Below are 26,095 nucleotides of genomic sequence, written 5' to 3' on the forward strand. Positions count from 1 at the left end.
ATTTTAATGGAAATTTACAATGTTCTTATTGAGGATGCGTTAGTACAAAAATATGTCGGCAATCGTATTAAGTTTTATGAGTACCCCGAACCGTCAGACATGACCAAACCTTATATTGTAATGAGTGAGATTGATGACACATTACCTGTCGAATATGCTGATAATGATAACCTTGCATTAAGTTATCTAGTACAAATTGATGTATTTGTGCCTGAATCTGAGGAGTATCAAGCGTATTTTGTAAGGAATAAAGTCAGTTATCACATTTCACGATTAATGAAAGAACAATTGAAAATGGAAAACACATCAAATGCAAAACCGGAATACGACGAAGAATCAAAAATGTATAGGTCCGCTCGAAGATACGAGGGGACCTTTTATCGTTCTGAATTAAATTTATAGGAGGAATTACGAATGGCAAAAAAATATAATTCATTTACAGGTATTACAGGATTTTACTATATGCCTTTAAATTCAGAGAAAGTTTCAGGTGTAACAGATCCTGAGCGTATTAAATATTTACAAGAAATTCAGGTATCAAAAGAACAATCTATTGAAAAAGCATATGGGGATAATAGTGTTGCTGAATTAGCAGTTTCAAATGGAACTGTTGAATTAGAATCTACATTCCATCACTTACCTATAGAAGATAGAGAAGTGTTGTTCGGTTTAGATAAATCTGATGATGGTGTGATTGGTGTAGGTAATAATACACCACCGTATGTTTCAGTTATCTTCGAAAAAACAACAGAAACTGGAGCGTCTGAATATGTTGGATTGCTTAAAGGTATGTTCACATTCCCTGAAGTTAGTGGACAAACTAAAGAAGATGGTGTCGAATTCTCTCAAGACCAATCTACAGCTGAATTTATGCCTGCTGAAGTTGAAGGTTTTGATAAAGAACAAACAATGCTTCTAGGTCGTGACGAAAAAGGTGTAACTGTTATGCGTGATGCTATTTGGAAAAAAGTTTTCGGTAAACTACACCCTAATGCGGCTGTTTCTGAGGAACCTGCTTCATCTGATATCGGAGCATAATTATAAGGAGGATTTACTTAATGGCTAAATATGAAGTATTAAAAACTTTTAAAGATTTACAAGATAACGAGAAATTATACGAAAAAGGTAAGACATTTCCACGTCCTGCCAACAAAAAAATCGACGAAGAACGTATTCTTGAGCTTTCTTCAAGCGACAATCGTCAACGTAAACCATTGATTAAAAAGATTGAAGACTAATTTTGAGGGCATATAGCCCTCTTTTTATTTGTAAATAAAAATTATTATATTAAAAGGAGATTTACACATGAGTAAAAAAATTAATTTCATTAAACTAGTAGTATTAGATAAAGAAGGTAACGCTAAAGAAGGTAAAAATGGTGATTTTGAGGTTGAGACATATTTCACACCTAACTTTATTCCATTCCGTAAAATTTATGAAGCAACTGACATTATGGAAGGTACTTCTGAAGACGGCAACGAATTAACAGAAAAAGAAATGTTCAAACGTATGACTGATTTTGTAGTAGATGTATATAACAAACAATTTACAAGTGATGATTTATTAGATCGTTTACATGCACCTGATGCAATTGAAGAGATTCAATCACAAGTACAATTTATTGCTCAAGGTCAAATGGATGAAGCGAGAAAAAAGCAATTAGCGAAGATGATTTAAATAATAAAGTGATTACATGGACAGAACATAAGCAAAATCTAAAAAAAGTAGCATATGACATGATGAAAGAGGGCGGGAAAGATATCAACGATATCTTGGACATGCCCTTTTCTTTTTTTATGGATGTTATTGAAGATGGCAGGAAGCCAAGCAAATTAGTTGATAAAAAAGACAGTATGTTAGACGCATTCACCAATTTATAAGTAAGGAGGTGGAAATATGGCAGAAAGAATTAAAGGTTTGCAGATTGACCTATCTATGCAAGATATGGGTATTGGCTCGACATTAGCTGGCATTAGGCGCAGCTTTAGACAATTGAATTCTGACTTGAAATTATCGAGCAACAACTTTAAATACTCAGAAAAGTCTATGACAAGTTATAAAAATAGAATTCGTGAGTTAGATGCTGCGACAAAGCAACAGAGGAATAATGTTAAAGAACTGCGTAATCAATATATGCAAACTGCGAAAGAGCAAGGTGCAAATAGCGCAAAAGCGGTTAGATTAAGAACTGAATATAATAAACAAGCCGATACATTAAATAGACTCGAACACGAGCTAGACCAAACTGTAGATGGTTTCAAAAGATTCCAAAAAGAAGCGCAAGAAGCAGCTAGAGTCTCTAATAGTAGTTTTGGTCGATTAGGTCAAAAGTTTACTGATATCGGACCTAAACTTACCAGTGTCGGAGAATCGATGAAAAATGTCGGTCGTTCCATGTCTATGTATGTTACAGCTCCTATTGTAGCTGGATTCGGCCTTGCGGCTAAAAAGAGTATTGATTTTGATGATTCAATGCGTAAAGTTAAAGCAACATCGGGCGCTACTGGTGGCGAGTTTCAACAATTAAGAGACAAAGCCCTTGAAATGGGAGCTAAAACTAAGTTTAGTGCATCCGAATCAGCAGAAGCTCTTAACTACATGGCCTTGGCCGGTTGGGATACCAAAGATATGCTAGGCGGTATCGATGGTGTCATGCAGTTAGCAGCTGCATCAGGTGAAGATTTGGGTGCAGTAAGTGACATCGTTACTGACTCGTTAACAGCATTTGGTATGAAAGCGAAAGATAGTGGACGATTTGCAGATGTATTAGCACAGACAAGTTCTAAAGCTAATACAGATGTACGTGGTTTAGGCGAAGCGTTTAAATATGCTGCTCCAGTTGCAGGCGCGTTGGGATATACTGTGGAAGATACATCAATAGCTATTGGCCTTATGAGTAATGCTGGGATAAAAGGTGAAAAAGCCGGTACAGCATTACGTACAATGTTCACTAACTTGGCCAAACCAACAAAAGCTATGAAAGATAAAATGGAAGAGTTAGGTATATCTATAACAGACAGTAACGGTAAAATGCTACCTATGCGAGATGTAATGGGACAGTTGCGTGATAAATTTAAAGGTTTATCTAAAGATCAACAAGCAAGCGCTGCAGCTACTATATTTGGTAAAGAAGCAATGAGTGGTGCATTAGCTGTCATCAATGCTTCAGATGAGGACTACAAAAAATTGACTAAGTCTATTGATAACTCAACAGGTGCTTCTAAACGTATGAGTGACGAAATGGAAGGTGGTATTGGCGGTTCGATTCGAAAAATGAAGTCAGCTATAGAATCATTGGCGATTAGTATAGGTGATGTTCTAGCACCACATATACGTAAAGCCGCTGATTTTCTTGCAATGTTAGCTGATAAGTTTACAAATATGCCTGGTTGGATGAAAACAGGAGTAGTAGGGTTAGGTATATTCGCTGCAGCTTTAGGACCTTTAATCTTAACCACAGGCGCGTTTACCGCAGCACTAGGAAGTATTATGACTACAATAGGTCCTGTGATGACAGGTATCACAAAAGCTGGCGGTTTAATGAATTTCCTAGGAACTAAAGCACCGTTTGCTGCTAAAGGTTTAACTTTAGTAGGTGGCGCATTTAAATCCATGCTTGGTCCGGTAGGGTTAGCAATTGCAGCAATAGTAGCAATCGGTACAGCATTTGTAATTGCTTATAAAAAATCTGAAACATTTAGAAATATTGTTAATACAGTTATAGGTCCGGTCGTGAATGCATTTAAAAACCTTCGGAATACAGCTGAAGTAGTGTTCAATGCGTTGAAGAATCTATTTTCAGGGAATACTTTACCTACCGTAGACATTCTTTCAAAAATTATGCCTAAAGCCACAGCTATTAAAGTAACGGCAACTTTAATGCAAATTAGACAAGTATTTATTGATGTATTCAATGCCATTTGGCAATTTGGTCAGGATATAGGACTCAAGTTAGGTCAGTTCTGGAATCAAAATGGCGCTACTATCATGCAAGCTGTAACTAATATCTGGAATACGATTGTTACAGTATTTACTGAAGTTAAAAACTTTTTATGGCCGATACTACAAGAATTAGGCGGCGTTGTAAAAACGGTGTTTATGAATGTGATTGTTCCTGCAGTCAAAATAGGTATGCAGATTATCTGGGGAGTCATGAAATTTTTATGGCCGTTAATCAAGACTTTAGTAGTTGATACTTGGAATAATATTAAAAATATTATCAACGGGGCTTTGGACATTATATTAGGTATCGTAAAAATATTCAGTGGATTATTTACGGGACAATGGAAACAAGTTTGGAATGGTGTTAAACAAGTATTCAGTGGAGCATTGACGCTTATATGGAATCTTATCCAACTTTGGCTTATCGGCAAAATACTCAAAGTTGTTAAAATATTTGGTGGATTTTTCAAAAGTATAATTAGTAAGGCGTTTAATGGTGTTAAAACTGTAATCGGAACCGTACTGAAGTTTATATGGTCTATTATTAGTACTATCTTTAAGAGAATACTTTCAATAACGCGTTCTATTTTTGGTGCTGTATTGAAATTTATACGTTTTATTTTTAATAGTATTAAAAATTTCATTTCAAAAACTGTGAAAGCAATATATAACAATGTGAAGAAATGGTTTACATCAGTATGGAATGTTACGAAAGCCATATTTGGAAAATTAAAAAATTGGGTCATTAAATTATGGTCATCTATCAAAAATAAAGTTGTTGGATTTGCTAAAGGTCTATACAACGGCGTTAAAAATCGCTGGAATGCACTATGGAGTGTAACGAAATCTATATTTAATAGACTTAAAAATTGGGTTGTAAAACTTTGGAGTTCTTTAAAAAATAAAGTAATAGGTTTAGCAAAAAGTTTGTGGAACGGTGTAAAAAATCGTTGGAACGCATTGTGGAACGGGACTAGATCTATCTTCAATAAGGTTAAAAACTTCATGAGTAGAGTCTGGCGTAATATAAAAAATACAACAGTAAGATTAGTCAAAGGACTATGGAACGGTGTTAAAAGAACTTGGAGCAATTTATTTAATGGCACTCGTAATATATTCAACAAAGTTAAAAATACTATGTCTAATATATGGCGTGGTATTAAGAATTCAACTGTTAATATGGCTAAAGGACTATGGAATAGCGTTCGAAGAACATTCAATAATATGAATGGTGGACTTAAAAATATTATTGGAAAAATCAAAGGCCATATTACCGGAATGGTAAATGCTGTCAAAAAAGGTTTAAACAAATTAATTCGCGGTGTGAACTGGGTAGCTGGAAAATTAGATATGCCTAAGTTACCTGAAATAAAACTCTCTACTGGTACTGAAAGCACCCATACTCAAAGTTATATTACGAAAGGTAAACTTAATCGAAACACTTTAGCTACCGTTGGAGATAAAGGACCAGGCAATGGTCCAGGTGGTTTTAGACATGAAACAGTCATTCCACCTAACGGTAAAGCTTTCATCACACCAGCTACAGATACAACAATTCCACTTGCCAAAGGAACTCGTATTTTAAATGGCGCACAAACGCATAGTTTACTTAACAGACCTCAATTTAATAGCGGTACAATACCTAAATTCAGTATAGGTACAGCTATTGGCAATTTATTAGGTGGAGGCAAAAAGCCGAAAAAACATAAAAAAGATGACGATTTAGTGGGCGACGTAGCTCAAAAAACTAAAGACGGCGTCAAAGCTATGACTGGTAAGGTTGTAGAAGGTGGAAAAGCAGTTGTTGGTAGTGCATTGAACACTGCTAAAAAAGGCAAAGATTGGTTATCTGATAAAATTGGTGATGTACTAGATTGGATAGAAAAGCCAAAAAAATTATTAGAAAAAGTATTTGAAGGTTTCGGTATTAACATGGCTTCATTTGGCATACCAGAAGGTGCGAAATTACCATTCGACCTTATGAAAGGTATGTTTTCAAAATTAAAAGAAGCAGCTGTTGATAAAATCAAAGAATGGTTTGAAGAAAGCTCAGCAGGCGACGGTGGTTACATCGACCTTTCAAAAGGTATTAACTTTGGATTTGCACCGACAGCAGCAGCGGCAAGAGCAGCTGGTTATCCATTCGCACGACCTCATTATGGATTAGATATCAACTACAAACATGATAAAGTTTATTCAACTATGAGTGGTACAGCAAAAGCCTTTACTGGTTGGAGTGGTGGCTTCGGTAATCACATGGAAGTTACTAACGGAAACGTAAAATCTATATACGGACACTTACACAAACTAGCCTTTCACGGTACTAAAAAAGTTAAACCTGGTACTTTCTTAGGTATTTCAGGTGGCGACCCTAGAGAAGATGGACAAGGTGCAGGTAGCTCAACAGGACTTCATTTACACTATGAAATGCAGTGGAACGGACAGCCTAAAGACCCAACTAATTGGCTAAAAACACATAACGGTGGTGGTAAATCTGGTGGCGCACCTAAAGCTGGTATTAAGTGGGCGCCGCAAATCAAAAAAGCATTACGCATGAACGGTTTACCAACAACACCCGCATATGTTAGAGCATGGGCTAGACAAATTGATAGTGAAAGTTCTGGTAACCCTAGAGCTGTTCAAGGCGGATATGTTGACGCTAACACTGGCGGTAACGAAGCCAAAGGTTTAGTTCAAGTTGCTAAAAATACATTTAATTCAATGAAGTTCCCAGGTCACGGAAACGTATTTAATCCGTTAGATAACTTGCTAGCTGGTATTCATTGGGCTAAATATAAATACGGTAAAGATATGTTAGGTGTTATCGGACACGGTCATGGTTATGCCACAGGTGGCTTAATCAAATCAGCTGGTTGGTATAACCTTGCAGAAGGTGGTTATCCTGAGTGGGTAATTCCTACTGACCCTAATCGTCGTACTGATGCAATGAAATTGTTAGCACTTGCTGCACAAGACATAGACAGTAAAAACAAACGTAACAAACGACCAAGTAATTTCTCAAGCACTAAAATAAGTTCTAGTCAATCTGACAATAGTAAATTAGAACAAAAATTAGATATGCTTATTGGATTAATGAGTAAATTAGTTCAAAGTAACGATACTATTGCCAATAAAGATTGGTCAGTTGAATTAGATGGTCGAGAAATAAACAGAAATAACAATAAAGAGCAAGCTTTATATGAAGCAACTCATTTATTAAGGAGGTTATAAATAATGGCAGTTGGCTTTAAGCTTTATGACCCTAATATGAATGAACTTAAATTTCCAGTCGGTGTAAAACCGCTGGATTTTTTAGTTTCATCAATAGAAAAAGAAAGATACACAGAAACAATTAAAGGTATTCCAGGAACAATAGACTATGGATTTGATTATAAAGAGCGTAGTGATTGTTCACTAACTTTTTTCTTAAGACATTATCATGGTGAACATGATTATTTACTATTAGAAAGTGAAATAAACGCATTTTTAGATAGTCAGCCATTTTTCTATGTAAGTAGAAATAATTTACCAACAAGAGTACTAAAAGTGACTATAGATTCAAGTTATAAAACAGAGCGTATTTTAGGCAGTATGTATGCAACGCTAGAGGTACCAGTTACAATAAGTGGCCTTCCTTTCTGGCGTACAAAATATACAACTCAAGATGTAGAAACAAAAGGGTTTGAAGCAATCGCTGAACAGTTCGGCTTAGCTGATGGACTAAATATTGATTATCCAAAATACACTTTTACAGAAAATAAATTTACCGTGTGGAATGGTGGAAACGTCACATTAGATCCTCGTAATATGCCTTTAAAGATAAAGTTAAAACATTTATTGACAGATGGTAATTTCAAACTCACTAATAAAACAACTGGAGAAACATTTGAATATTATGCACCTAGAACAGGGAATACCGTTGATTTAGACGGCGTACAAGCGTTTGTAGGATATCAACTAAATAGATTGAGAGAAACAAATAGAAAATATATCAGCATCGTTCCTGGTATTAATGAGATTGAGTATAGTGGCGGAACAATGGACGACATTCAGTTTGATTTCCCACTTTATTTTAAATAAAGGAGTGAGAAAATGGCACGAAAAACAATTAAAAGTTTATTTGATAGAGATAACCTTTTAGATATGAATAACAATTTTCTCGAACTTTATAACGCTATTAGTAGTATTCCTAAAAATTTAGATGAAGATATTAAAAGTATCGCAACAGAAGTTGCACAAAATATACTAAGTCTAAATGATAAAGGTAATTTATTTTTAGGTTATAAAGAGAATACAACATTGTCTAATATGAACGGTACAGAAAATGCTAATGACACTACTGTTACATCAAAAAATTATATAGCGATTTATGATAATTACTCTTATACAATAGGTTTAGAAAAAGTTATAAATGACAAGAGTTCTTTAGCTAAAGTAGCTTTTTATGACGAAAACAAAGAATTTATTTCTATTACAGATTGGATAAATTTGGCAAATGATAACAATAAAGTCTTAACGCCACCTACAAGCGCGAGATATGTAAAAATTGTTGTTAATAATGAAAGTCGTGATCAACTATACTTTAATGTAGGTAACGAACCATATTATCTTGAAAATAACAATAAGACGACTACTGATAATTCTATTTTAGAACCTGAGTTATCTACTTTTTTACATGATATGATTTTGAATTATATTAAAAATACTAATTTATTTAATTCATATAAAGAAAACACTACAATATCTAGCAACAGTGGTAACGAAGGAAAAAATGATACAACAGTGACATCTAAAGATTTTATTTATGTAGATAGTTCTAAAGAATATATTATCGGTGTTAAAGAAATAATTGACAGAACTAAAGGTCTCGTAAAAATTTTCTATTATGATAAAGACCACAATTTTATCAGCGCTACTGATTGGCTAAACTTAGCCGAAAATAATCAACAGGTTATTACTCCTCCTAAAAATGCTTCTTATGTTAAATTAGTTGTTAATTCTGAACATAAAGATGAATTATACTTTAATTTAGGCACTACACCTTATTATCTTGTAGATGGTAATGAAGGTTTAGACTCAAATCAAGCAAAAGTAGATAAGACTATTAATTTAGTACAAACAACAAAACCTAATTTGACATTATCAAGTACAACAGGTAGTGAAAATTCAAACACTAAATATTCCGTAACTGATTTTATTTCAGTGATTTCTGATTCGGATTACACAGTAGGAATAAACCCTATAACTTCTACGTCTGAGTTGGTTAAATATGCCTTTTATGATTCGTCAAAAGGATTTATAAGTTTATCAGATTGGGTTACTTTCAATGCAGATAAAAAATACATGAATATTAAAACGCCTTCTAACGCTAAATTCGTTAGGTTAGTATTTCCATTAGGAAAAGAATCTAATATTTATATTAATAAAGGTTTAGAGCCTTATTTTGTAATTAAAGAAAAACATTCAGAAGAAGGAAAAAATTATTTAAAACCTTACCCTAATAAATTAATGTGGAATTTAATAGATGATAAAACTAATATCAAACCATTAGCAATGAACAGAGAAGGTACAGTAATCTATGCATCTAATGGCGCTAGAGTGAGTCAATCCACTGATGATGGGAAAACTTGGATTGATGTTGGTGGAGTTATTAATGGTCAAATGGTACAAGGTATTCGCGTATTAGATGATGGAGAATTAATTGTAACAACTTCAAGAGATAAAACTAATAATATTAAATCTAAGTTATATAAATCTTCTAATTATTCGGCGAAAAACCCTGAAAATGCAACTTATACTGAAAAATTAGAAATGCACAACTTAGATGCTAACTTTAATAACCCATGGTGTTTAGATAATTACTATAATATTGTTTTAGCCAGTGATTATGGTGGTCATTATCTAACAGGTGCTAGATATGTCTATATGTCTACTGACTATGGAGAAACATGGGAAACAATTTTTGATCAAAAAGAAGCATCAGAAACAGTAGAAGGCGCACCTGCTTATACTACTGATGCACACGTTCATACGTGCCATTACGATCGTTATAGAGATAGAATTTGGGTATGTGTAGGCGATCAAGATAATACAGCAACATACTATAGTGACGATATGGCTAAGAGTTGGAATCTTATTAAAGGTTTAACTGGTAAAGGCGTAATGCAATATACAGGAATTACGTCTTATCCTGAGGGCGTATTCTTTGGTTCAGATAGAGCACCAGACGGTGTATATTTCTGGGATGAAACTAAGCCAGATACAATAGAGCCTTTTTATTTAACAGAAAGAGATACTATGCGTACATTAGTTTATGCTTTACCATTTAGACGTTTTGCTGAAAAAGATGAAGTTTGTTATTTTGTAGCAAATCGTGATGATATCGTTGATGGAAAAATGGGACCATTAATCGTTGGATTTAAAGGAATAAAAGGCGCACAACTGCTTTACGACTTTACAGATGATTTTAATGATTATATTGCAACTGACATTTCGGGTTGTATCGGTAATACAGCTAATGATTATGTTTTAGTTAGTGTTAAAAATAAAAATACTGGAAAATATCGTTTATTGCGTGCAAAAGCACCAGTATGGGAATAATTTATATTAAGTCGATACATTAGTATCGGCTTTTTATTTTAAGGTGGTGGAATATTGGAAAATTTATTCTTTATTCGGGATTTAGAAGGTGAAGAATATTATTTAGAAGGCACGATTAAACATGAACAAGAATTAAACGGTGATGAGCGTGTTGATATGGATATTCCATATACAGAAATGAACTCAATCTTTATGGATCAACAAAATGATTTAAAGATGTGGATTATCCTATTTGAGAATAAAGAATATCGTATTATTTCCAGTAAACAACAAGGCTTAGGAAATAAATATACTATTAGTGTTACAGCTGTTCTTTATATTCTTGATTATCTAAATACACATAGAGTGTATGAACGTATTGACGCAAGTCTTACGACTAAAGAAGCCTTTGATATTGTATTCAATGATACACCCTACACATATATAACCGTTGATACTGCTTATAGTGAGCGTTTTGAAGGTATTGGCGAAGGTGAAACTAAATTAGAAATATTTAAAACGTTTATTGATCGTTATGGTTATGAAATGAAAATTGTTGATAAAGTAGTTTATCTCTACAATCAAATAGGTAGTGATGCTAACTTTGAGTATCGTCACAAAGTTAATACACAAGATATTGAAAAAGAAGTAGATGCTTCTGAAATGTACACGTATATGAGAGGGTATGGTGATTATAGAGAAGAAGATGGCGAAGAAGAAACTACTACCGAAACCACCAATTCTGAAACTTCTTCAGGTTATCGGAAAACAGATGTTAAAGTTATCGAAAATGATAATGAAGAAGATGTGACTAAGAAAGCGAAATTAAAACGTGAATACACATCGCCACTTGCAGCAATTATAGGCATACGTGAAGGTCCACCTATTATGAACGCAAATATTACTAAACAAGAAACGATGGATAAAAAATTAAAAGAAGCTGTTGAAAGTAGTGTGAATATTTCATTTACTGCTGATATTTATGACATGAGTAGACATGGTTATCGTTTCCAACATGCTGAATTAGGTGACAGAGTATTTTTAGTAGATGAGCGTATTGGACTAGATACCGAAATACGAGTAGTTAAGATTGATAGAGAGATTAATAACGAGGGGTACGTCACAAACGTTGAAATTACATTTGGATCAGCTAATTTAGCAGATAATTATAGTAGTAATTTATCGACTGCTGCAAAAGACATTCAAGACTTAATTGAAGGGCGTAAAAAACTAAAATTTGATGCACTTGATGTAATTAGTCAATCAATGGTTAAGAAAATATTGAACACTTCAAGTGAATTAGCGTTTGATAGTAACGGTATTCATGCAGTAGAAAAGAATAATCCTAACAATCAAATGACATTAAATAGTAGTGGCTTAATGCTTTCAATTGATGCAGGAAATACTGCAAGAACAGCGATTACTGCAGAAGGGATAATTGCAGATGCAATTACTGCAGGCTCAATATGGACTGAAAATGTTAATGTGATAGGACCTAACGGATACATGTCAATTATCGGTAATGAACTAGTTTCTATTGATCCAGATAGTTTATCTCGAACTGTATTAAGTCCTACTGGATTAACCATTACGCGTCCAGATGGTGCTTTATATATGGTTAATGGTGTACCTAGAATGGATTTAGAAATTCAAAAAAATAGATTGAATTATAGTAAAGTAGATTATAACAATAGAGTTTATTTAACATCTGAAAATGAATTCCAATATTTTGAATATTTTTATTCACAACATAAAGCACGTTATTTGCAAGTTTCTTACGCTATGGGGTGGGACTTTGAAAATAGCACAAAAGAAGGTGTTATAGAGTTCGAAGTGGAAGAATTTGGTATGAATAGCAAGAATAGAACTGCAAAAACAGCAGTAATTGCTAAAAATGATGGGTCGGAAGTGCAAGGTACTATTCAAATAGATTTAGGCGTACCTACCTATGAACCTTTAAACTGTTATTTAAAATTCAGACGTGCTAGTGGGACGTCTAAAGATAAAGTCACTATAAGAAGCACAAGAATACACATGAGAGGATGATTAAATGAACTGGTTATTATTTTTAAAATATATAGATGATAAATACCATATTGTTCAAGCAGGTTCAGATATTGTGCCTACAGAAGATTTTGACAAAGTCTTACCGACAACTGAAAGAATTGCTCGTCAATCAGATAAAGTCTATTTTGATGGTGAAAAATTAAACTTAAAGGACGGAGAAACGTTATTATCTGTAGAAGAATTAAACGAATTAAAAGAAAGTCCGTTAGAAGAAATAGAAAGAAACACACAACCAGTTATATTTGATATTGAGTAAGCCATAGCCAGTGAAGGTTATGGCTTTTAAATTTGTGTAAAGGACGTGAGGACATGGAGAATAGTAACCGAAGTTGTGGAGATTATGAAACAAGAATAAAAAGGCTTGAAGATAATGATGAGAGAATCTTCGCATCTTTGGAACAAATAAAAGATGGACAACATAATCAAGAACTAATCAATCAGAAAATGAACTTTACCTTAGATAGTATTAATCGAGAGCGCGAAATTGATAAAGAAAGTAAAAAAGAAAATCGTAAAAACATCAAAGAGATGAAACGTTTAATGTTAGGTATGGTTTTTTCAGTGGCAGGTTCTATTATTTTCGCTGTTATCAGAATGATATTCGGCATATAAGGAGGTGATCAATATGTTTAAACTATTTGCAAAAGCTGATTTTTGGTCTTGTTTCTGGTTTGGAAATTGTAAATAAAAATGTTGTAAGTCGGCACTTATGTGTCGGCTTTTTATTTTGAATAAGGAGTGGAAAGAAATGGAAACAAAAGTAATAGCAAGATATATTGTATTAATTATGGCAATCGTCAATCAATTTTTAGCAAATAGAGGACTTAGTCCTATTCCGATAGATGAAGAAACGATCAGTACGATTGTATTAGCTGGTATTGGCTTGTACACAGCGTGGAAAGATAACCCAACAAGTAAAGAAGGACAATGGGCGAATAAAAAACTTAAAAAATACAAAGCTGAGAAAAAGTATCGTCAAGCAACAGGACAAGCACCAACCAAAGAATATATCAAACCATCAGATTTAGATGAATTAGGGTAGGTGTTAGCGTATGTTAATGACAAGAAAGCAAGCTGAGAAATGGTTAGATAACTCAGAAGGTAGACAATACAATGCAGATGGTTATTATGGTTTCCAATGTTACGATTACTCGAAAATGTATTTCTATGTTGTGACAGGAGAATGGATAGGTGGACTTAAAGCATCTAACATTCCTTTTGACAACAAGGCTAAAATTGAAAAGTACGCTACGATCATTAAAAACTATGATAGTTTCTTACCTCAAAAAGGTGATATCGTTTGTTTCCCTGATAAATATGGCGGTGGATATGGACATACTGCAGTTGTAACTAGAGCCACACTTACACAGTTTGAGGTACTCGAGCAAAATTGGTTTGGGAATGGTTGGACAGATGGTGTCGTTAAACCTGGATGGGGTCCTGAAACAGTGTCACGTCGTTGGCACTATTACGATAACCCTATGTACTTCATACGTTTTAACTTCCCTAAAAATGTTAGTGTCGTTAAGAAAGCGAAACGAAAACTTACTTCTAAAAAAGTGAGTGGAGAGATTAAACGTAAGAAAATTATGATTGTAGCTGGTCATGGTTATAATGATCCGGGTGCAGTTGGTAATGGCACAAATGAGCGTGACTTTATTCGTAAGCATCTAACGCCTAAAATCGCTAACTACCTACGCAAAACAGGCCATGAAGTTGCATTATATGGTGGTAGTAAGCAATCACAAGATATGTATCAAGATACAGCTTACGGTGTCCGTGTAGGTAATAAGCGTGATTATGGTATGTATTGGGTAAATAAACAAAATTATGACCTTATCGTTGAATTTCATTTAGATGCAGCAGGAGCTAGTGCGAGTGGTGGCCATGTTATCATCTCAAGTGCATTCAATGCAGATAGTATCGACAAAGATATACAAGAAGTCATTAAAGAGAATTTAGGACAAATCAGAGGCATCACTAAACGAAGTGATTTACTCCACGCTAACGTATCGGCAGAAATCAACATGAACTATCGTTTAGCAGAGTTAGGTTTTATCACTAATAAAGAAGATATGGACTGGATAAAGAAAAATAGCGACAAGTATGCTAAGTTGATTGCAGGCGCTATTCATGGCTCTCCTATTGGTGGTGTCGTTGCTAGTAAGAAGAAATCATCTAACAAGAAATTGAATGTACCTAAAACTATCCCTAGTGGATATAAACTAAATAATAAAGGTGTACCTTATAAGAAAGAAAAAGGTCGCTACACAGTAACAACGATTAAAGGAAATAATGTAAGGACAATATATTCAGATAAAGCAGAAATCACAGGTACATTACCTAATGGAGAGGAAATTATCTATGATGGTGCATTTGCAGTAAATGGCTATCGTTGGATCACTTATCTAAACGATGATTTAAAACGTCGCTATATTGCCACAGGAGAGATTGATAAAAATGGTAAACGTATAAGTTCTTATGGTAAGTTCAGTAGAGTGTGATATAATCAACTCGGGATAATATCCTATACGTTTACAAATTTCATTATGTTTTATGGAGGGACAAGTTTAGTGTTTGTCCCTCTTTTTTTATGTTATAATAAACCTATAAGGCTTCTTTAATATCAAAGTTTATGATAATTTTAGTTTTATTATTTGTGTTTTAAATGAGTAAATCGTTCAAACCGTACCTTAACAGGTGCGGTCTTTTTGTATGTTCTCTATTATGTTCTGTATATACAATATAAAATATCAGTATTATTATATTGTTAACTACTATAATAGGAGGTGAAAATATGGATAATTCAAAAGAAGATGAAAAATCAGATTCAATAGTAAAATGGATTAGTTTTTTATATCTAGTAGTTTTAATAATAATTTTAATTTCCTTAGTAATTTCTCTTTCTGCTAAAACACCTGAAAGTATAACGAAAGTTATTCCAATTAAGGAAGGATATAAAGTGATTGGTAACGAAGGTAATTTTTTAAAAAGTGGAGTAGCAACCTTAATTACTTTAGTTTTTGGAACTGCTAGTAAATCACTATATAGATTCTTTTTATATGTTCCTTACGATTTTGATGAAGATTTATTTGAAAAGAAAAAAGAACATAAAAAAATGAGACTAATTACTGAATTATTTACAGATATATTTATGGGTGGATCTTTATGCTTATATATTATGAAAATCGCGCCAATGCCTTCAACTTGGGTTTTTATCGTAATTTTCTGTATCTTAATTATTATTTCTTTAATATTAGTATTGATTCATTTTATAAAGCCTAATAAAAATTAGTGATAATATTATATAATATAAAAATCTTGTTTCTATAATAAATTATTAATTTAATTAGATCTTTTTAATTTGTAAAAAAGTGTCAATTGCGTGACAAAAATATTCTAATTCATACTATTTAGTTCCAAAGTTTATTTTAAAAAATACGATAATTAAGCCATTTTCATACATATCACAATGTACAAAATGCATTTACTCAGATAATAACCCTATCAATTTATTCATTGATAGGGTTTAAATATTGTTTAAAAACTAATAGGTGATCGTTATAGGTAAACCTTAGAGCAGTAAAGTATACAGAGAAAAAGTCGACAACATAACCGACAACTTTTAGTATAAATGAACAAGTTGTCGACCACGTTGTCGGCTTAATATAAAAACTATTTAAAAGTATAAAAAGAAAACCCCGTAATAACGGGGTTTTTAAAGGTATTATAACCTATTTAAGTATAACAGACGGAAACGGAGGGATTCGAACCCTCGCGCCGCTCTCGCGACCTACACCCTTAGCAGGGGCGCCTCTTCAGCCAACTTGAGTACGTTTCCATATGGCTCCGCAGGTAGGATTCGAACCTACGACCGATCGGTTAACAGCCGATAGCTCTACCACTGAGCTACTGCGGAATAATATAACATGTTCTTTAATCAACACAAATACAATTATATCAGTAATATTAAAATTTGCAAGAGATAATCTTTAAAAAATATACGGAACATTTACACTAAATTAATATAATCGTTCCGTATATTTTAAAAATAAACATACACCTATTTATCTTCTAATAAAGAATAGTGTGAAAGGGCCTCAAAAATATTTAAAGATGTTTTTTCATAATCGATTGGCATATCTGGATTATTAGACTTCATTCTTGCTTGTTTATCAATCATATAGTAATAGAAAATAGAATTAGAATATTGATGCCATAAACTATGAAAAGATACATTTAATGTTAGTGCTTCTTGGTTTGCAAAGATAATTTTACTCTTTCTGTTCTTTAATGGCTTAATATCAGAAATATAATGCATATTAATCCATATATTTTCTTCTAAACGGTCTGAATGTGTTGGGAAAAAGTAAGTTGGAAACAATGGTGTGAGAAGGATGGGAGGTTTACTAGTTATTCCAGCGATGCGTTGAGTTTCAGCTTTCTTGCTTAAGTAGTTATTGCCATAAAATCTACATGATCGTTCAATAATTTTTTGAGTTTTAAAAGGGCTTATTTCTCGTGAGGTATCGAATTTGAGGATTTCTGAGCCGTTCGGTTGTTGATGATTGTCAAATGTAGGTCTAATCACCATATCACCTTTACGTATGACATAAATCGTATTAGGTGGTTTATTGAACTGAGTCATAAGATCAGCTCCTTATTTAATTATTTATTATTAAACACGAAGAGTGATTAATAATATAAAATTATTATATAAAAAAAGTATATGTTGTCAAGTTGTTATTTAAAAATAAAATTACACTATTTTATTTAGAAAAGTCTGAATATTCATTGATTTCAAAATAAAAAGCTTGTATACTATTTTTAAATTAATAGAAAGGTAGTGAATCTTATGTATTATAATACAAATGTTAAACATACCACACTAGAAGAATTTGTAACGACGGTGAATGATTTAGGTGTAGAACTTGTGATTGACGAAGCTTTACGTTTAGAAAGAAAGAAACAACTTGTAACATTAATTGATGAAGCCTTGGTTAATAGAAATGAAGATGATTTTAATCAATATACTACTGAATTAAAACATTTGGAGGCATTTCTCAATGAGTAAATCCGGTTCCAATGAGTCATTATAAAAAGGTCTATTCTCTAAAATAAAGTGAATAGACCTTTTTAAATTATTTTCTTTTTGAATTTCCTTCTATTTTATTTTTAATCCATTTTAATACATATCCTGTAATAATTGTTCTCACAATACGTTTAATAAAGTTTTTCATAGTCACATTCTCCTTTTTAAAACTATTATTAATTTATACCCCATTTTCTTTAATTTAAAGAAGAAAGTTTAAATACTTTTGATTGTTTTTTATCTGGGTATAAAAATATATCCATTATTATCAGCTGTAGTAGTGAAGATAATGATCATGCCATGAATAATCGAAATAATTGTTGGAATAAGTGTCCAAAAAAAGACCAAATGTAATACGCCTTATCCAACTTTATCCGCATAGAACTTGTGAATCCCAACACCACCTAAGAACAATGCACATAATACATACAATGTTTTGTTTACTCTCATATTATAGATGCCTCCTTATTTTCATATTGTAAGTAATTTATGACTAAAATCAAGAACGTCACTTATAAAAGAACCAGTTTATACTTACTATAATATTTAATTTCTTGTAAGAAAATGAGTATGATGTAGATGGAGGGATAAATATGATTAGAAAAGCGACACCGAGTGATAATAAGCAAATTGCAAAACTTTATTATTTAATATGGAAAGATATGGAACTTGACATTGTAAAGGAAATTTCTAAAAAACGTATGATCAATTTGCTTGAACTTAGTATAGTTAATGTACATTATCGTACCTATTATAAAAATATATGGGTATATGAAAAGAATAATGAAGTGGCCGGTTGTATTATCGCTTATGAGGGTTCAAAAGAAATGGAGTACGAAGAACAATGGAACCAACTGCCTCTTGAAGAAGATATCAGATTAGTTGGAACACCTTTACCTATAAAAGAAGCTAAAAATGATGAGTGGTATATTGAAGCAGTGGTCACATCGCCTGATTATAGAGGACAAGGTATTGCGACACAATTGTTGGAACATTTGATCACCACAAGTTCTAATAAAAAATGGAGTTTAAATTGTGATTATAATAATGAGAAAGCACTTAAACTTTATAAACAACTAGGTTTCAAATGGGTTGAAGATATTAATTTATATGGCCATGATTATCTACATATGATATATATATAATAATAAAAAAACTAGCATTGTTAAAACACAATGCTAGTTAAAACAAATTAGATTCCACCTAAAAGTGCGCTGATATAAATACCTAAAGCGTACAAAATACCAAAGACTGTATTCGTTTTGCCAGTCGCTGCCATCGCTGGCATCATGCTTGCTGGTGTATCATTTTTATTAAAACGACGAATTGCTTTGATTGGCATTGGGAATGAGAATAATACTAACAAGTAGAATAATGAGCCGCCTGATTTGAATAAAGCAGTAAATACTACGATTAAGTAAGCTAAGATATACATTGCTGCCATAAACGTAATAGAAGCTTTTTTACCTAATAAATTAGGTAAGGTTTTACGACCACTTGCTTTATCTTTAACACGGTCACGAATGTTATTAGCCATATTAATTAACCCGATTGTAATGACAATAGGTAAGCTAATCCAAACAACAAAACCATTGACATTGCCTGTTTGAATAAAGAATGCAAGTAAAATGATAATCATACCCATAAATAATCCGGAGAATAATTCACCAAATGGCGTCCATGAAATAGGAATAGGTCCACCAGTATATAAATAACCAATTGCCATACATACAATACCAACTGGAATAATCCAAAATGAACTATTAGCAGCTAGATATATACCAAGTAAAGCGGCAATAATATAAAAAGCAATTGCTAGATTCATGACAAGTTTTGGACTCATACCATTTCGAACAATCGCGCCACCGATACCTACAGATGTATGATCGTCTAATCCTTTTTTAAAATCATAATATTCATTAAACATATTAGTCGCTGCTTGAATTAAAAGACATGCGATTAACATTGCTAAAAATAGGCTGAATTTAATATGATCTTGACTGCCCAGTAAGAAAAGTTTAGCTGTCGCTGTTCCTACTAATACAGGGACAATAGACGCGGTTAAAGTATGAGGTCTCATTAAATGCCAATATTTTCTAACAGTTGAATATTGTTGATATTGATCTACCATAATGTCATCTACCTCTTATAATATAAAGTTTTAACATATGTATTTTAAAGGAATAGGTAAGAAAGGTCAATCAACGTGAAATATTTCTCTAAATTGATTAAGCAATTATAATACGATGAATAACGAAAAATGTTACAATATTTTAATGAGTAAAAAAAAGATAATGAAAGAAGTGAAATGAATGGCTGCTAACCTAATGGAAGACAAAATTTTGGAATCTATATATGAAAGCAATAAAAACTGGGTTTCTGTTGAAGTCGTGTTAAATAAATCTTTAACACCAAGTGAATTATTTAATTTAACTGAAAAACAAGCTGGAGATCGATTTTATTTGCGATTAAACGATAATATGTCTTCATTTTTCGGCTATCATGCAATTCAAAGGTTTAAGAATAACTTTGAAAATAAACAATCTGTCTTTCGGGAATGGGAAAAATTTAAAAATGATGTAGAACTAATTCATGTTAATACGCAAAAGCATCACCTTAAAATAGTAGGGGGATTCCAATTTTCAAATCATAAATCTGATGATGAGTGGCGTGAATTTGGGATTAATCATTTTGTGGTACCTGAAGTACTTATTTCTTCAGTTAACAATCAAACCATTTTGACATATACAGTTGAAAAAGCCCAATTTGAAATGGAAAAATTAAATCAAATAATTAATTATTTCGAAAATGCTCAAGTTGATACGACAGAACGAGAGACAGCTTTAGGCAATGTAACACGCATGGAAGATATTTATGTTGATGAATGGAAAGATCTTGTAAGTCATACGATTGAACAACTTGATAAAGATAAAAAAGTAGTACTTGCGAGACGTCGCTTAATTAAGTTTGATAAGCCAATTAGTATTCCTTATGTACTTAATCGTGCGTTAAACAATGAGAAAAATAGTTACTTATTTATCCTAGAGTCTAACCAATCTGTATTCTTTTCTCAAACACCAGAACAATTATTAAAAGTTGAGGACGGTGTATTATCTACGAAGGCTGTAGCAGGAACAATTCCTCGAACACAAGATGCTGAAAAAGATGAAAAAAATATTCAAGCATTTTTACAAGACAGTAAAAATCTAGGTGAACATCAATTTGTCGTTAGAAGCATTTTAAATGATATTAAGCCTTATGTAGAAAATGTAGAGTACAATCAAAAACCTAATATTTTAAAAAACGATCATATGTATCATTTGTATACTGAAATAAAAGGAACATTATTGAATCATTCGTATATTAGTTTAATTGATGAGTTGCATCCTACACCTGCCTTAGGGGGTTATCCTAAGAAAGAAGCAGTTGACTATATTGAAAAAAATGAATTTGGTACACGAGGATTATATGGGTCTCCAGTTGGATATATTGACGTAGATGATGATTGTGAATTTATTGTGGCTATTCGTTCTATGTTAATTAAACAAAATCAAACTACTTTGTTTGCAGGTTGTGGTATTGTAAAAGATTCTAATGCTGAAAGTGAAGTTGAAGAAACGTCGGTGAAATTTTCACCAATGATGAATGCTTTAGGAGTAGTGAATAAGAATGAATCATAAAGAAGCTTTAACTAAACAAGTTTATACATTTGCATCAGAGTTATATGCCTATGGTGTGCGAGAAGTCGTTATTAGTCCGGGTTCACGTTCGACTCCTTTAGCGATTGCATTTGAAGCGCATCCAAATATTAAAACTTGGATACATCCTGATGAACGTAGCGCAGCTTTTTTTGCCTTAGGATTAATTAAAGGGAGCGAACGCCCAGTTGCGATTTTATGTACTTCTGGAACAGCGGCTGCTAATTACACGCCAGCTATAGCTGAAAGTCAAATCAGCCGTATACCGCTTATAGTATTGACTAGCGACCGTCCACATGAACTTAGAAGTGTAGGTGCACCACAAGCGATTAACCAAGTCAATATGTTTGCAAATTATATTAACTTCCAATTTGATATGCCTGTAGCTGATGGCAGTCAAGAAATGCTGAATACTATTAATTATCAAATGCAAATTGCAAGTCAATATTTATATGGCCCACATCGTGGTCCAATACATTTTAATTTGCCATTTAGAGAACCGTTAACACCAGATCTTGAAATGACTGAGAATTTAAAATCTGAGCATAAAATATTGCCTCATTATCAAAAAAATATAGATATACAAGATATAAAAAATGTATTAAAAGATAAGAAAGGCCTGATTATTGTAGGGGACATGCAGCACCAAGCAGTCGATCAAATTTTAACTTACGCTACAATTCATGACTTACCAATTCTTGCAGATCCACTTAGTCAATTACGTAAGTTTAACCATCCTAATGTTATTACAACATATGATTTATTATACCGTTCTCATTTAAATATTGATGCTGATTTTATTATACGTGTAGGTAAACCAGTTATTTCTAAAAAATTAAATCAATGGCTTACACGCACAAATGCATTTCAAATATTAGTTCAAAATAATGATAAAATTGATGTATTTCCAACACCGCCACACATCTCATATGAAATATCAGCAAATGATTTCTTCAGAAGTTTAGTGAATGAACCAACAGTAAACCGTAAGGATTGGATTGAACGTTGGCAGTCTATAGAAGCACAATCTCGTAAAGCAATCACTCAACATATATCTCAAGCGACCGATGAATCAGCATTTGTAAGTACACTGATTCAAAAACTCACTAAAGATGATGCATTATTTGTAAGTAATAGTATGCCTATTCGTGATGTAGATAATTTATTATTTGATAGTGAAGTAGAAGTGTATGCTAATCGAGGTGCAAATGGTATTGATGGCGTTATTTCTACTGCTTTAGGTATGGCAGTACATAAAAGGGTGACATTACTGATTGGAGATTTAGCTTTTTATCATGATATGAATGGATTATTAATGGCTAAATTAAACGATATTCATATTAATGTTGTTATACTTAACAACGATGGTGGCGGTATATTTTCTTATTTACCTCAAAAAACAGCAGCAGAGCAATACTTTGAACGTCTATTTGGTACACCAACTGGACTAAATTTTGAGTACACTGCCATGTTATATGACTTTTCATTTAAACGTTTAGATAATATTACCGATTTTTCTCAAGTATCCTTTTCAACTATGAATTCATATATATACGAAATTCTTACAAATCGTGAAGATAACTTAGAACAACATCAACTTTTATATAAGAAATTGAGTGAGATCTTAAATGTTACATTATAATTTTTATAAATCTGATCATCCAAGCAATCAATTATTAATTTTACTTCATGGTTTTATTAGTGATAGTCAAACTTATATGAATCATATAGAGGCGTTTCGTACTCAATGTAATATTTTAACTATTGATTTACCTGGACATGGCAAAGATGACTCACCTACAGATCAAATTTGGGACTTTCCGTATATAACAGAACAAATAAATCGAGTTTTATCTCAATTTGAGAAATATAAATTTAGTTTATTAGGCTATTCAATGGGTGGGCGCGTAGCACTCTACTATGCAATACATGGTCAATATGAAATCAAACAATTAATATTAGAAAGTACATCACCAGGCATTGCTGACGAAGCCTTACGTAAAGAAAGACAGGCTATCGATCAAGCACGTGGACGTGTATTAGAAATAGCTGGAATTGAAGTATTTGTAAATGATTGGGAAAAACTCCCTTTATTTCAAACACAATATCTATTAGATGATAATAAAAAACAGTCAATGCGTCGTATGCGACTTGCGCAGAATCCTAATAAGTTAGCGAAAGCTTTAAGAGATTATGGGACTGGACATATGCCTAATTTATGGGGAGATATTAAGTATATAAAAAGTGATTGTTTTATTCTAGCAGGAGAATTAGATGAAAAATTCGTTAATACTGCTAAAAAAATGGCACAAGAAATTAAAAACTATCAAATTCATATTTTTAAAAATGTAGGTCATACAATTCATGTGGAAGATGAAGCGGAATTTGATACAATAGTATTAGGTTTTTTAAAGGAGGAGCAAAATGACTAGACAGTGGGAAACACTAAAAGAATATGATGAAATTAAATATGAATTCTTCGAAGGAATTGCAAAAGTAACAATTAACCGTCCAGAAGTACGTAATGCATTTACACCTAAAACAGTAGCTGAAATGATTGATGCATTTACTAGAGCACGTGATGATCAAAATGTTTCTGTTATTATCTTAACAGGTGAAGGCGATAAAGCGTTTTGTTCAGGCGGAGATCAAAAGAAACGTGGACATGGTGGTTATGTTGGTGAAGACCAAATTCCTCGTTTAAATGTATTGGATTTACAACGTTTAATTCGTGTCATTCCTAAACCAGTTATTGCAATGGTTAGAGGTTATGCAATTGGTGGAGGTAACGTATTAAATGTAGTATGTGACTTAACAATTGCTGCAGATAATGCAATCTTTGGTCAAACTGGACCTAAAGTAGGGTCATTTGATGCTGGTTATGGTTCAGGATACTTAGCTCGTATCGTAGGCCACAAAAAAGCACGTGAAATTTGGTACTTATGTCGTCAATACAATGCTCAAGAGGCATTAGAAATGGGCTTAGTTAATACTGTAGTACCTTTAGATAAAGTAGAAGATGAAACAGTTGCTTGGTGTAAAGATATTATGAAACATTCACCAACAGCATTACGTTTCTTAAAAGCTGCAATGAATGCAGATACAGATGGTTTAGCTGGTTTACAACAAATGGCTGGAGATGCTACATTACTGTATTACACTACTGATGAAGCAAAAGAAGGTCGTGACGCATTTAAAGAAAAACGCGATCCTGATTTTGATCAATTCCCTAAATTCCCATAAACAATAGTAATAAAAAAACGCAACATTGACTTAGTCAATCTTGCGTTTTTTTAATGATCTAACACATTAGGATAGTGTTCTTTTAAATATAATTCTAAACGGAGCATACCTTCTTTTAAGACGTTCATTTCATAAGCATAAGAAATACGAATATAACCTTTTCCTATGTCTGTGAAAGAAGATCCTGGAACCATCGCAACATGTGCTTCTTCCAGTACATTGACACAAAAGTCAAAATCATTATTAGTAAATCGTTTAATACTTGGGAAAATATAAAATGCACCTTCAGGTTGAGCTTCAAGTTCGAATCCTAGCGATAACAATTTAGCTTTTAAATAATCACGTCGTTCAATATAAGCTTCGTTCATATATTTTGGTGCTTCTAAACCCTCATTTAATGCAGCGATACAAGCAATTTGAGCAGGAACATTAGCACAAATACAATTATATGCATGCATGAAAGTTAATTTTTCAATTAAATATTCAGGACCGATTAAAAAACCGATACGGATGCCTGTAGCTGAATGCGATTTACTTAAGCCACCAATGAGTAATAGTTGATCACGTATCTCTTCATATTCTGCAAAAGAAGTATGTGTTCCTGTAAACGTATTTTCAGCGTAGATTTCATCACTGATAATAAATATTTCTTTAGTTTTTAAATAATGTACAAGGGCTTCAACTTCTGAGCGCTCTAATATAACACCAGTTGGATTAGTAGGATAATTTAATAAAATTGCTTTAGTTTGATCAGTAAAGTAAGCTTCAATTAGCTCAGGTGTGACCTTAAAGTCAGAATGTGTGGTATCAATATAAATAGGTTTACCACCTAAAGTTTCAACTAATGGGATATATCCAGCATAAATAGGACCAGGGATTAAAATTTCATCTCCAGGTTCGATTATACTTCTTAGCGATGTATCTAACGCTTCACTTGCACCATTTGTAACAATAATTTCTTCTTCGCTATAAAGAAATCCATATCTACGTTTAAAATATTGACTAATCGCTTGACGCGTTTCAGTAAGACCTTTGTTATGTGAATAACTTGTTTTATCTTCGCTTATTGCATTAATATATGCTTGCTTAACCACATCAGGCATTGGAAAATCAGGTTGGCCAATAGTTAAATTAACGCAGTCGTCAATATTTTTTATTCGACTTGAAAACTGTCGGATACTTGGCGCTCTTAAAAACTTAGAATTTGAATTTAAAGTTAATTTCATATTTACACCTCTAAATATAATCATTCAAAGTATTATGACCTCATTACTTTGAAATAGAATATAATTATCATATCATATTTTTATTTATAATATTTAATTAATAAAATCTCACTTTCTCTTAATTTAAATAGAAAAATTAGAAATCGTGTATAATGAATAGATAATACCATATTATTAAAATGAATTTAGTCAATTTATTGAATAGTATTGTCTAATTATAAAATTAACTTTATAATATAAACAATTAC

Annotated in this window: 25 protein-coding genes, 2 tRNA genes and 2 pseudogenes; 21 read left to right on the forward strand and 8 right to left on the reverse strand. The window is 32.6% G+C overall.

Translation table 11 applies throughout. From position 1 onward, the window contains the following. Positions 1-6 precede the first annotated feature (6 nt). The 6 genes and pseudogenes from HMPREF2953_RS03725 to HMPREF2953_RS11780 all read left to right on the forward strand — a co-directional run. Positions 7-402, forward strand: coding sequence for a hypothetical protein (locus HMPREF2953_RS03725; RefSeq protein ID WP_141754076.1), 396 nt, complete (start codon positions 7-9; stop codon positions 400-402). Between the two features lie 12 nt (positions 403-414). Further along, positions 415-1,038, forward strand: coding sequence for a major tail protein (locus HMPREF2953_RS03730; protein WP_070671869.1), 624 nt, complete (start codon positions 415-417; stop codon positions 1,036-1,038). Between the two features lie 20 nt (positions 1,039-1,058). Continuing rightward, positions 1,059-1,238 (forward strand): hypothetical protein, encoded by a 180-nt coding sequence (locus HMPREF2953_RS03735; RefSeq protein WP_070671871.1) that lies wholly within the window; start codon positions 1,059-1,061, stop codon positions 1,236-1,238. Between the two features lie 67 nt (positions 1,239-1,305). Continuing rightward, positions 1,306-1,677: a phage tail assembly chaperone G gene (gene gpG, locus HMPREF2953_RS03740; protein ID WP_070671873.1), complete on the forward strand. Its 372-nt coding sequence runs from the start codon at positions 1,306-1,308 to the stop codon at positions 1,675-1,677. A 59-nt stretch (positions 1,678-1,736) separates the two neighbouring features. Beyond that, a complete protein-coding gene (gene gpGT / locus HMPREF2953_RS11775; protein ID WP_371090983.1) occupies positions 1,737-1,880 on the forward strand; it encodes a phage tail assembly chaperone GT in 144 nt (47 codons plus the stop codon). A 520-nt stretch (positions 1,881-2,400) separates the two neighbouring features. Next, positions 2,401-3,435 (forward strand): annotated as a pseudogene (locus HMPREF2953_RS11780) (phage tail tape measure protein); the annotation flags it as partial. A gap of 2,246 nt (positions 3,436-5,681) precedes the next feature. Here HMPREF2953_RS11780 and HMPREF2953_RS11785 read toward each other — a convergent pair. Continuing rightward, complete coding sequence (locus tag HMPREF2953_RS11785; protein WP_371090988.1) at positions 5,682-5,891, reverse strand: hypothetical protein; 210 nt, start codon at positions 5,889-5,891, stop codon at positions 5,682-5,684. A gap of 40 nt (positions 5,892-5,931) precedes the next feature. On the opposite strand from HMPREF2953_RS11785, the gene HMPREF2953_RS11790 reads away from it, so the two are divergent. The 9 genes from HMPREF2953_RS11790 (at position 5,932) to HMPREF2953_RS03790 (ending at position 15,883) form a co-directional block, all read left to right on the forward strand. Beyond that, on the forward strand, positions 5,932-7,173 hold the full coding sequence (locus HMPREF2953_RS11790; protein WP_371090989.1) for a peptidoglycan DD-metalloendopeptidase family protein: 1,242 nt from the start codon (positions 5,932-5,934) through the stop codon (positions 7,171-7,173). A 3-nt stretch (positions 7,174-7,176) separates the two neighbouring features. Continuing rightward, positions 7,177-8,022: a phage tail family protein gene (locus HMPREF2953_RS03755; protein WP_070671879.1), complete on the forward strand. Its 846-nt coding sequence runs from the start codon at positions 7,177-7,179 to the stop codon at positions 8,020-8,022. Positions 8,023-8,034: 12 nt separating this feature from the next. Beyond that, a complete protein-coding gene (locus HMPREF2953_RS03760) occupies positions 8,035-10,542 on the forward strand; it encodes a sialidase family protein (protein WP_070671881.1) in 2,508 nt (835 codons plus the stop codon). A gap of 54 nt (positions 10,543-10,596) precedes the next feature. Continuing rightward, entirely contained in the window at positions 10,597-12,567 is a 1,971-nt protein-coding gene (locus tag HMPREF2953_RS03765) for a phage tail protein (protein WP_070671883.1), read from the forward strand. Between the two features lie 4 nt (positions 12,568-12,571). Beyond that, complete coding sequence (locus HMPREF2953_RS03770) at positions 12,572-12,844, forward strand: hypothetical protein (RefSeq protein WP_070671885.1); 273 nt, start codon at positions 12,572-12,574, stop codon at positions 12,842-12,844. A 53-nt stretch (positions 12,845-12,897) separates the two neighbouring features. Continuing rightward, a complete protein-coding gene (locus tag HMPREF2953_RS03775; protein ID WP_070671888.1) occupies positions 12,898-13,200 on the forward strand; it encodes a DUF2951 family protein in 303 nt (100 codons plus the stop codon). A gap of 136 nt (positions 13,201-13,336) precedes the next feature. After that, complete coding sequence (locus tag HMPREF2953_RS03780) at positions 13,337-13,630, forward strand: phage holin (protein WP_070671890.1); 294 nt, start codon at positions 13,337-13,339, stop codon at positions 13,628-13,630. A gap of 10 nt (positions 13,631-13,640) precedes the next feature. Further along, positions 13,641-15,092, forward strand: coding sequence for an N-acetylmuramoyl-L-alanine amidase (locus tag HMPREF2953_RS03785; protein WP_070671892.1), 1,452 nt, complete (start codon positions 13,641-13,643; stop codon positions 15,090-15,092). A gap of 293 nt (positions 15,093-15,385) precedes the next feature. Beyond that, positions 15,386-15,883 (forward strand): hypothetical protein, encoded by a 498-nt coding sequence (locus tag HMPREF2953_RS03790; protein WP_070671894.1) that lies wholly within the window; start codon positions 15,386-15,388, stop codon positions 15,881-15,883. A 457-nt stretch (positions 15,884-16,340) separates the two neighbouring features. On the opposite strand, the gene HMPREF2953_RS03795 is transcribed toward HMPREF2953_RS03790, so the two are convergent. From HMPREF2953_RS03795 to HMPREF2953_RS03805, 3 genes are all read right to left on the reverse strand, one after another. Beyond that, positions 16,341-16,429 (reverse strand) — tRNA-Ser (locus tag HMPREF2953_RS03795). A gap of 3 nt (positions 16,430-16,432) precedes the next feature. Continuing rightward, a tRNA-Asn gene (locus HMPREF2953_RS03800) sits at positions 16,433-16,507 on the reverse strand. Positions 16,508-16,651: 144 nt separating this feature from the next. Then, on the reverse strand, positions 16,652-17,236 hold the full coding sequence (locus tag HMPREF2953_RS03805; RefSeq protein WP_002448199.1) for a competence protein ComK: 585 nt from the start codon (positions 17,234-17,236) through the stop codon (positions 16,652-16,654). A 207-nt stretch (positions 17,237-17,443) separates the two neighbouring features. Here HMPREF2953_RS03805 and HMPREF2953_RS03810 point away from each other — a divergent pair, with 207 nt between their 5' ends. Continuing rightward, positions 17,444-17,662 (forward strand): IDEAL domain-containing protein, encoded by a 219-nt coding sequence (locus tag HMPREF2953_RS03810; protein WP_002488353.1) that lies wholly within the window; start codon positions 17,444-17,446, stop codon positions 17,660-17,662. Positions 17,663-17,729: 67 nt separating this feature from the next. On the opposite strand, the gene HMPREF2953_RS11630 is transcribed toward HMPREF2953_RS03810, so the two are convergent. Then, complete coding sequence (locus HMPREF2953_RS11630; RefSeq protein WP_017175792.1) at positions 17,730-17,828, reverse strand: SAR1012 family small protein; 99 nt, start codon at positions 17,826-17,828, stop codon at positions 17,730-17,732. An 89-nt stretch (positions 17,829-17,917) separates the two neighbouring features. Then, positions 17,918-18,130, reverse strand: a pseudogene (locus HMPREF2953_RS03815) (TM2 domain-containing protein). A 143-nt stretch (positions 18,131-18,273) separates the two neighbouring features. Between HMPREF2953_RS03815 and HMPREF2953_RS03820 the strand changes: the two are divergent. Then, on the forward strand, positions 18,274-18,825 hold the full coding sequence (locus HMPREF2953_RS03820) for a GNAT family N-acetyltransferase (RefSeq protein ID WP_070671896.1): 552 nt from the start codon (positions 18,274-18,276) through the stop codon (positions 18,823-18,825). Positions 18,826-18,872: 47 nt separating this feature from the next. Here the strand turns inward: HMPREF2953_RS03820 and HMPREF2953_RS03825 are convergent, their stop codons facing one another. Next, a complete protein-coding gene (locus HMPREF2953_RS03825; protein ID WP_070671898.1) occupies positions 18,873-19,811 on the reverse strand; it encodes a 1,4-dihydroxy-2-naphthoate polyprenyltransferase in 939 nt (312 codons plus the stop codon). Positions 19,812-19,992: 181 nt separating this feature from the next. Between HMPREF2953_RS03825 and HMPREF2953_RS03830 the strand changes: the two genes are divergently transcribed. From HMPREF2953_RS03830 to menB, 4 genes are read left to right on the forward strand one after another with little or no spacing between them, the layout of a single operon-like run. Then, a complete protein-coding gene (locus tag HMPREF2953_RS03830; RefSeq protein ID WP_070671900.1) occupies positions 19,993-21,360 on the forward strand; it encodes an isochorismate synthase in 1,368 nt (455 codons plus the stop codon). Then, positions 21,350-23,020, forward strand: coding sequence for a 2-succinyl-5-enolpyruvyl-6-hydroxy-3-cyclohexene-1-carboxylic-acid synthase (menD, locus tag HMPREF2953_RS03835; RefSeq protein ID WP_049335363.1), 1,671 nt, complete (start codon positions 21,350-21,352; stop codon positions 23,018-23,020). The genes HMPREF2953_RS03830 and menD overlap by 11 nt, the downstream gene beginning before the upstream one ends. Continuing rightward, complete coding sequence (gene menH / locus HMPREF2953_RS03840) at positions 23,007-23,810, forward strand: 2-succinyl-6-hydroxy-2,4-cyclohexadiene-1-carboxylate synthase (protein ID WP_070671902.1); 804 nt, start codon at positions 23,007-23,009, stop codon at positions 23,808-23,810. The genes menD and menH overlap by 14 nt, the downstream gene beginning before the upstream one ends. Beyond that, positions 23,803-24,621, forward strand: coding sequence for a 1,4-dihydroxy-2-naphthoyl-CoA synthase (menB, locus tag HMPREF2953_RS03845; protein ID WP_002448062.1), 819 nt, complete (start codon positions 23,803-23,805; stop codon positions 24,619-24,621). Before menH ends, menB begins: the two co-directional genes overlap by 8 nt. 50 nt (positions 24,622-24,671) lie before the next feature. Here the strand turns inward: menB and HMPREF2953_RS03850 are convergent, their stop codons facing one another. Then, entirely contained in the window at positions 24,672-25,847 is a 1,176-nt protein-coding gene (locus HMPREF2953_RS03850; protein ID WP_070671905.1) for an aminotransferase class I/II-fold pyridoxal phosphate-dependent enzyme, read from the reverse strand. Between the last annotated feature and the right edge of the window lie 248 nt (positions 25,848-26,095).

It is taken from the genome of Staphylococcus sp. HMSC072E01 (assembly GCF_001814125.1).
GTDB lineage: Bacteria > Bacillota > Bacilli > Staphylococcales > Staphylococcaceae > Staphylococcus > Staphylococcus hominis.

Excerpts from the sequence above, each read along its gene's own strand:
- menD (WP_049335363.1), top strand. The coding sequence starts at position 21,350 with ATGAATCATAAAGAAGCTTTAACTAAACAAGTTTATACATTTGCATCA.
- HMPREF2953_RS11790 (WP_371090989.1), top strand. The coding sequence starts at position 5,932 with ATGTTTTCAAAATTAAAAGAAGCAGCTGTTGATAAAATCAAAGAATGG.
- HMPREF2953_RS03755 (WP_070671879.1), top strand. The coding sequence starts at position 7,177 with ATGGCAGTTGGCTTTAAGCTTTATGACCCTAATATGAATGAACTTAAA.
- HMPREF2953_RS03780 (WP_070671890.1), top strand. The coding sequence starts at position 13,337 with ATGGAAACAAAAGTAATAGCAAGATATATTGTATTAATTATGGCAATC.
- HMPREF2953_RS03770 (WP_070671885.1), top strand. The coding sequence starts at position 12,572 with ATGAACTGGTTATTATTTTTAAAATATATAGATGATAAATACCATATT.
- HMPREF2953_RS03825 (WP_070671898.1), bottom strand. The coding sequence starts at position 19,811 with ATGGTAGATCAATATCAACAATATTCAACTGTTAGAAAATATTGGCAT.
- HMPREF2953_RS03805 (WP_002448199.1), bottom strand. The coding sequence starts at position 17,236 with ATGACTCAGTTCAATAAACCACCTAATACGATTTATGTCATACGTAAA.
- HMPREF2953_RS03830 (WP_070671900.1), top strand. The coding sequence starts at position 19,993 with ATGGCTGCTAACCTAATGGAAGACAAAATTTTGGAATCTATATATGAA.
- HMPREF2953_RS03790 (WP_070671894.1), top strand. The coding sequence starts at position 15,386 with ATGGATAATTCAAAAGAAGATGAAAAATCAGATTCAATAGTAAAATGG.
- HMPREF2953_RS03820 (WP_070671896.1), top strand. The coding sequence starts at position 18,274 with ATGATTAGAAAAGCGACACCGAGTGATAATAAGCAAATTGCAAAACTT.
- HMPREF2953_RS03725 (WP_141754076.1), top strand. The coding sequence starts at position 7 with ATGGAAATTTACAATGTTCTTATTGAGGATGCGTTAGTACAAAAATAT.
- HMPREF2953_RS03775 (WP_070671888.1), top strand. The coding sequence starts at position 12,898 with ATGGAGAATAGTAACCGAAGTTGTGGAGATTATGAAACAAGAATAAAA.
- HMPREF2953_RS03810 (WP_002488353.1), top strand. The coding sequence starts at position 17,444 with ATGTATTATAATACAAATGTTAAACATACCACACTAGAAGAATTTGTA.
- gpGT (WP_371090983.1), top strand. The coding sequence starts at position 1,737 with ATGATGAAAGAGGGCGGGAAAGATATCAACGATATCTTGGACATGCCC.
- HMPREF2953_RS03735 (WP_070671871.1), top strand. The coding sequence starts at position 1,059 with ATGGCTAAATATGAAGTATTAAAAACTTTTAAAGATTTACAAGATAAC.
- gpG (WP_070671873.1), top strand. The coding sequence starts at position 1,306 with ATGAGTAAAAAAATTAATTTCATTAAACTAGTAGTATTAGATAAAGAA.
- menB (WP_002448062.1), top strand. The coding sequence starts at position 23,803 with ATGACTAGACAGTGGGAAACACTAAAAGAATATGATGAAATTAAATAT.
- menH (WP_070671902.1), top strand. The coding sequence starts at position 23,007 with ATGTTACATTATAATTTTTATAAATCTGATCATCCAAGCAATCAATTA.
- HMPREF2953_RS03760 (WP_070671881.1), top strand. The coding sequence starts at position 8,035 with ATGGCACGAAAAACAATTAAAAGTTTATTTGATAGAGATAACCTTTTA.
- HMPREF2953_RS03785 (WP_070671892.1), top strand. The coding sequence starts at position 13,641 with ATGTTAATGACAAGAAAGCAAGCTGAGAAATGGTTAGATAACTCAGAA.
- HMPREF2953_RS11630 (WP_017175792.1), bottom strand. The coding sequence starts at position 17,828 with ATGAAAAACTTTATTAAACGTATTGTGAGAACAATTATTACAGGATAT.
- HMPREF2953_RS03730 (WP_070671869.1), top strand. The coding sequence starts at position 415 with ATGGCAAAAAAATATAATTCATTTACAGGTATTACAGGATTTTACTAT.
- HMPREF2953_RS11785 (WP_371090988.1), bottom strand. The coding sequence starts at position 5,891 with ATGCCAAATGAAGCCATGTTAATACCGAAACCTTCAAATACTTTTTCT.
- HMPREF2953_RS03850 (WP_070671905.1), bottom strand. The coding sequence starts at position 25,847 with ATGAAATTAACTTTAAATTCAAATTCTAAGTTTTTAAGAGCGCCAAGT.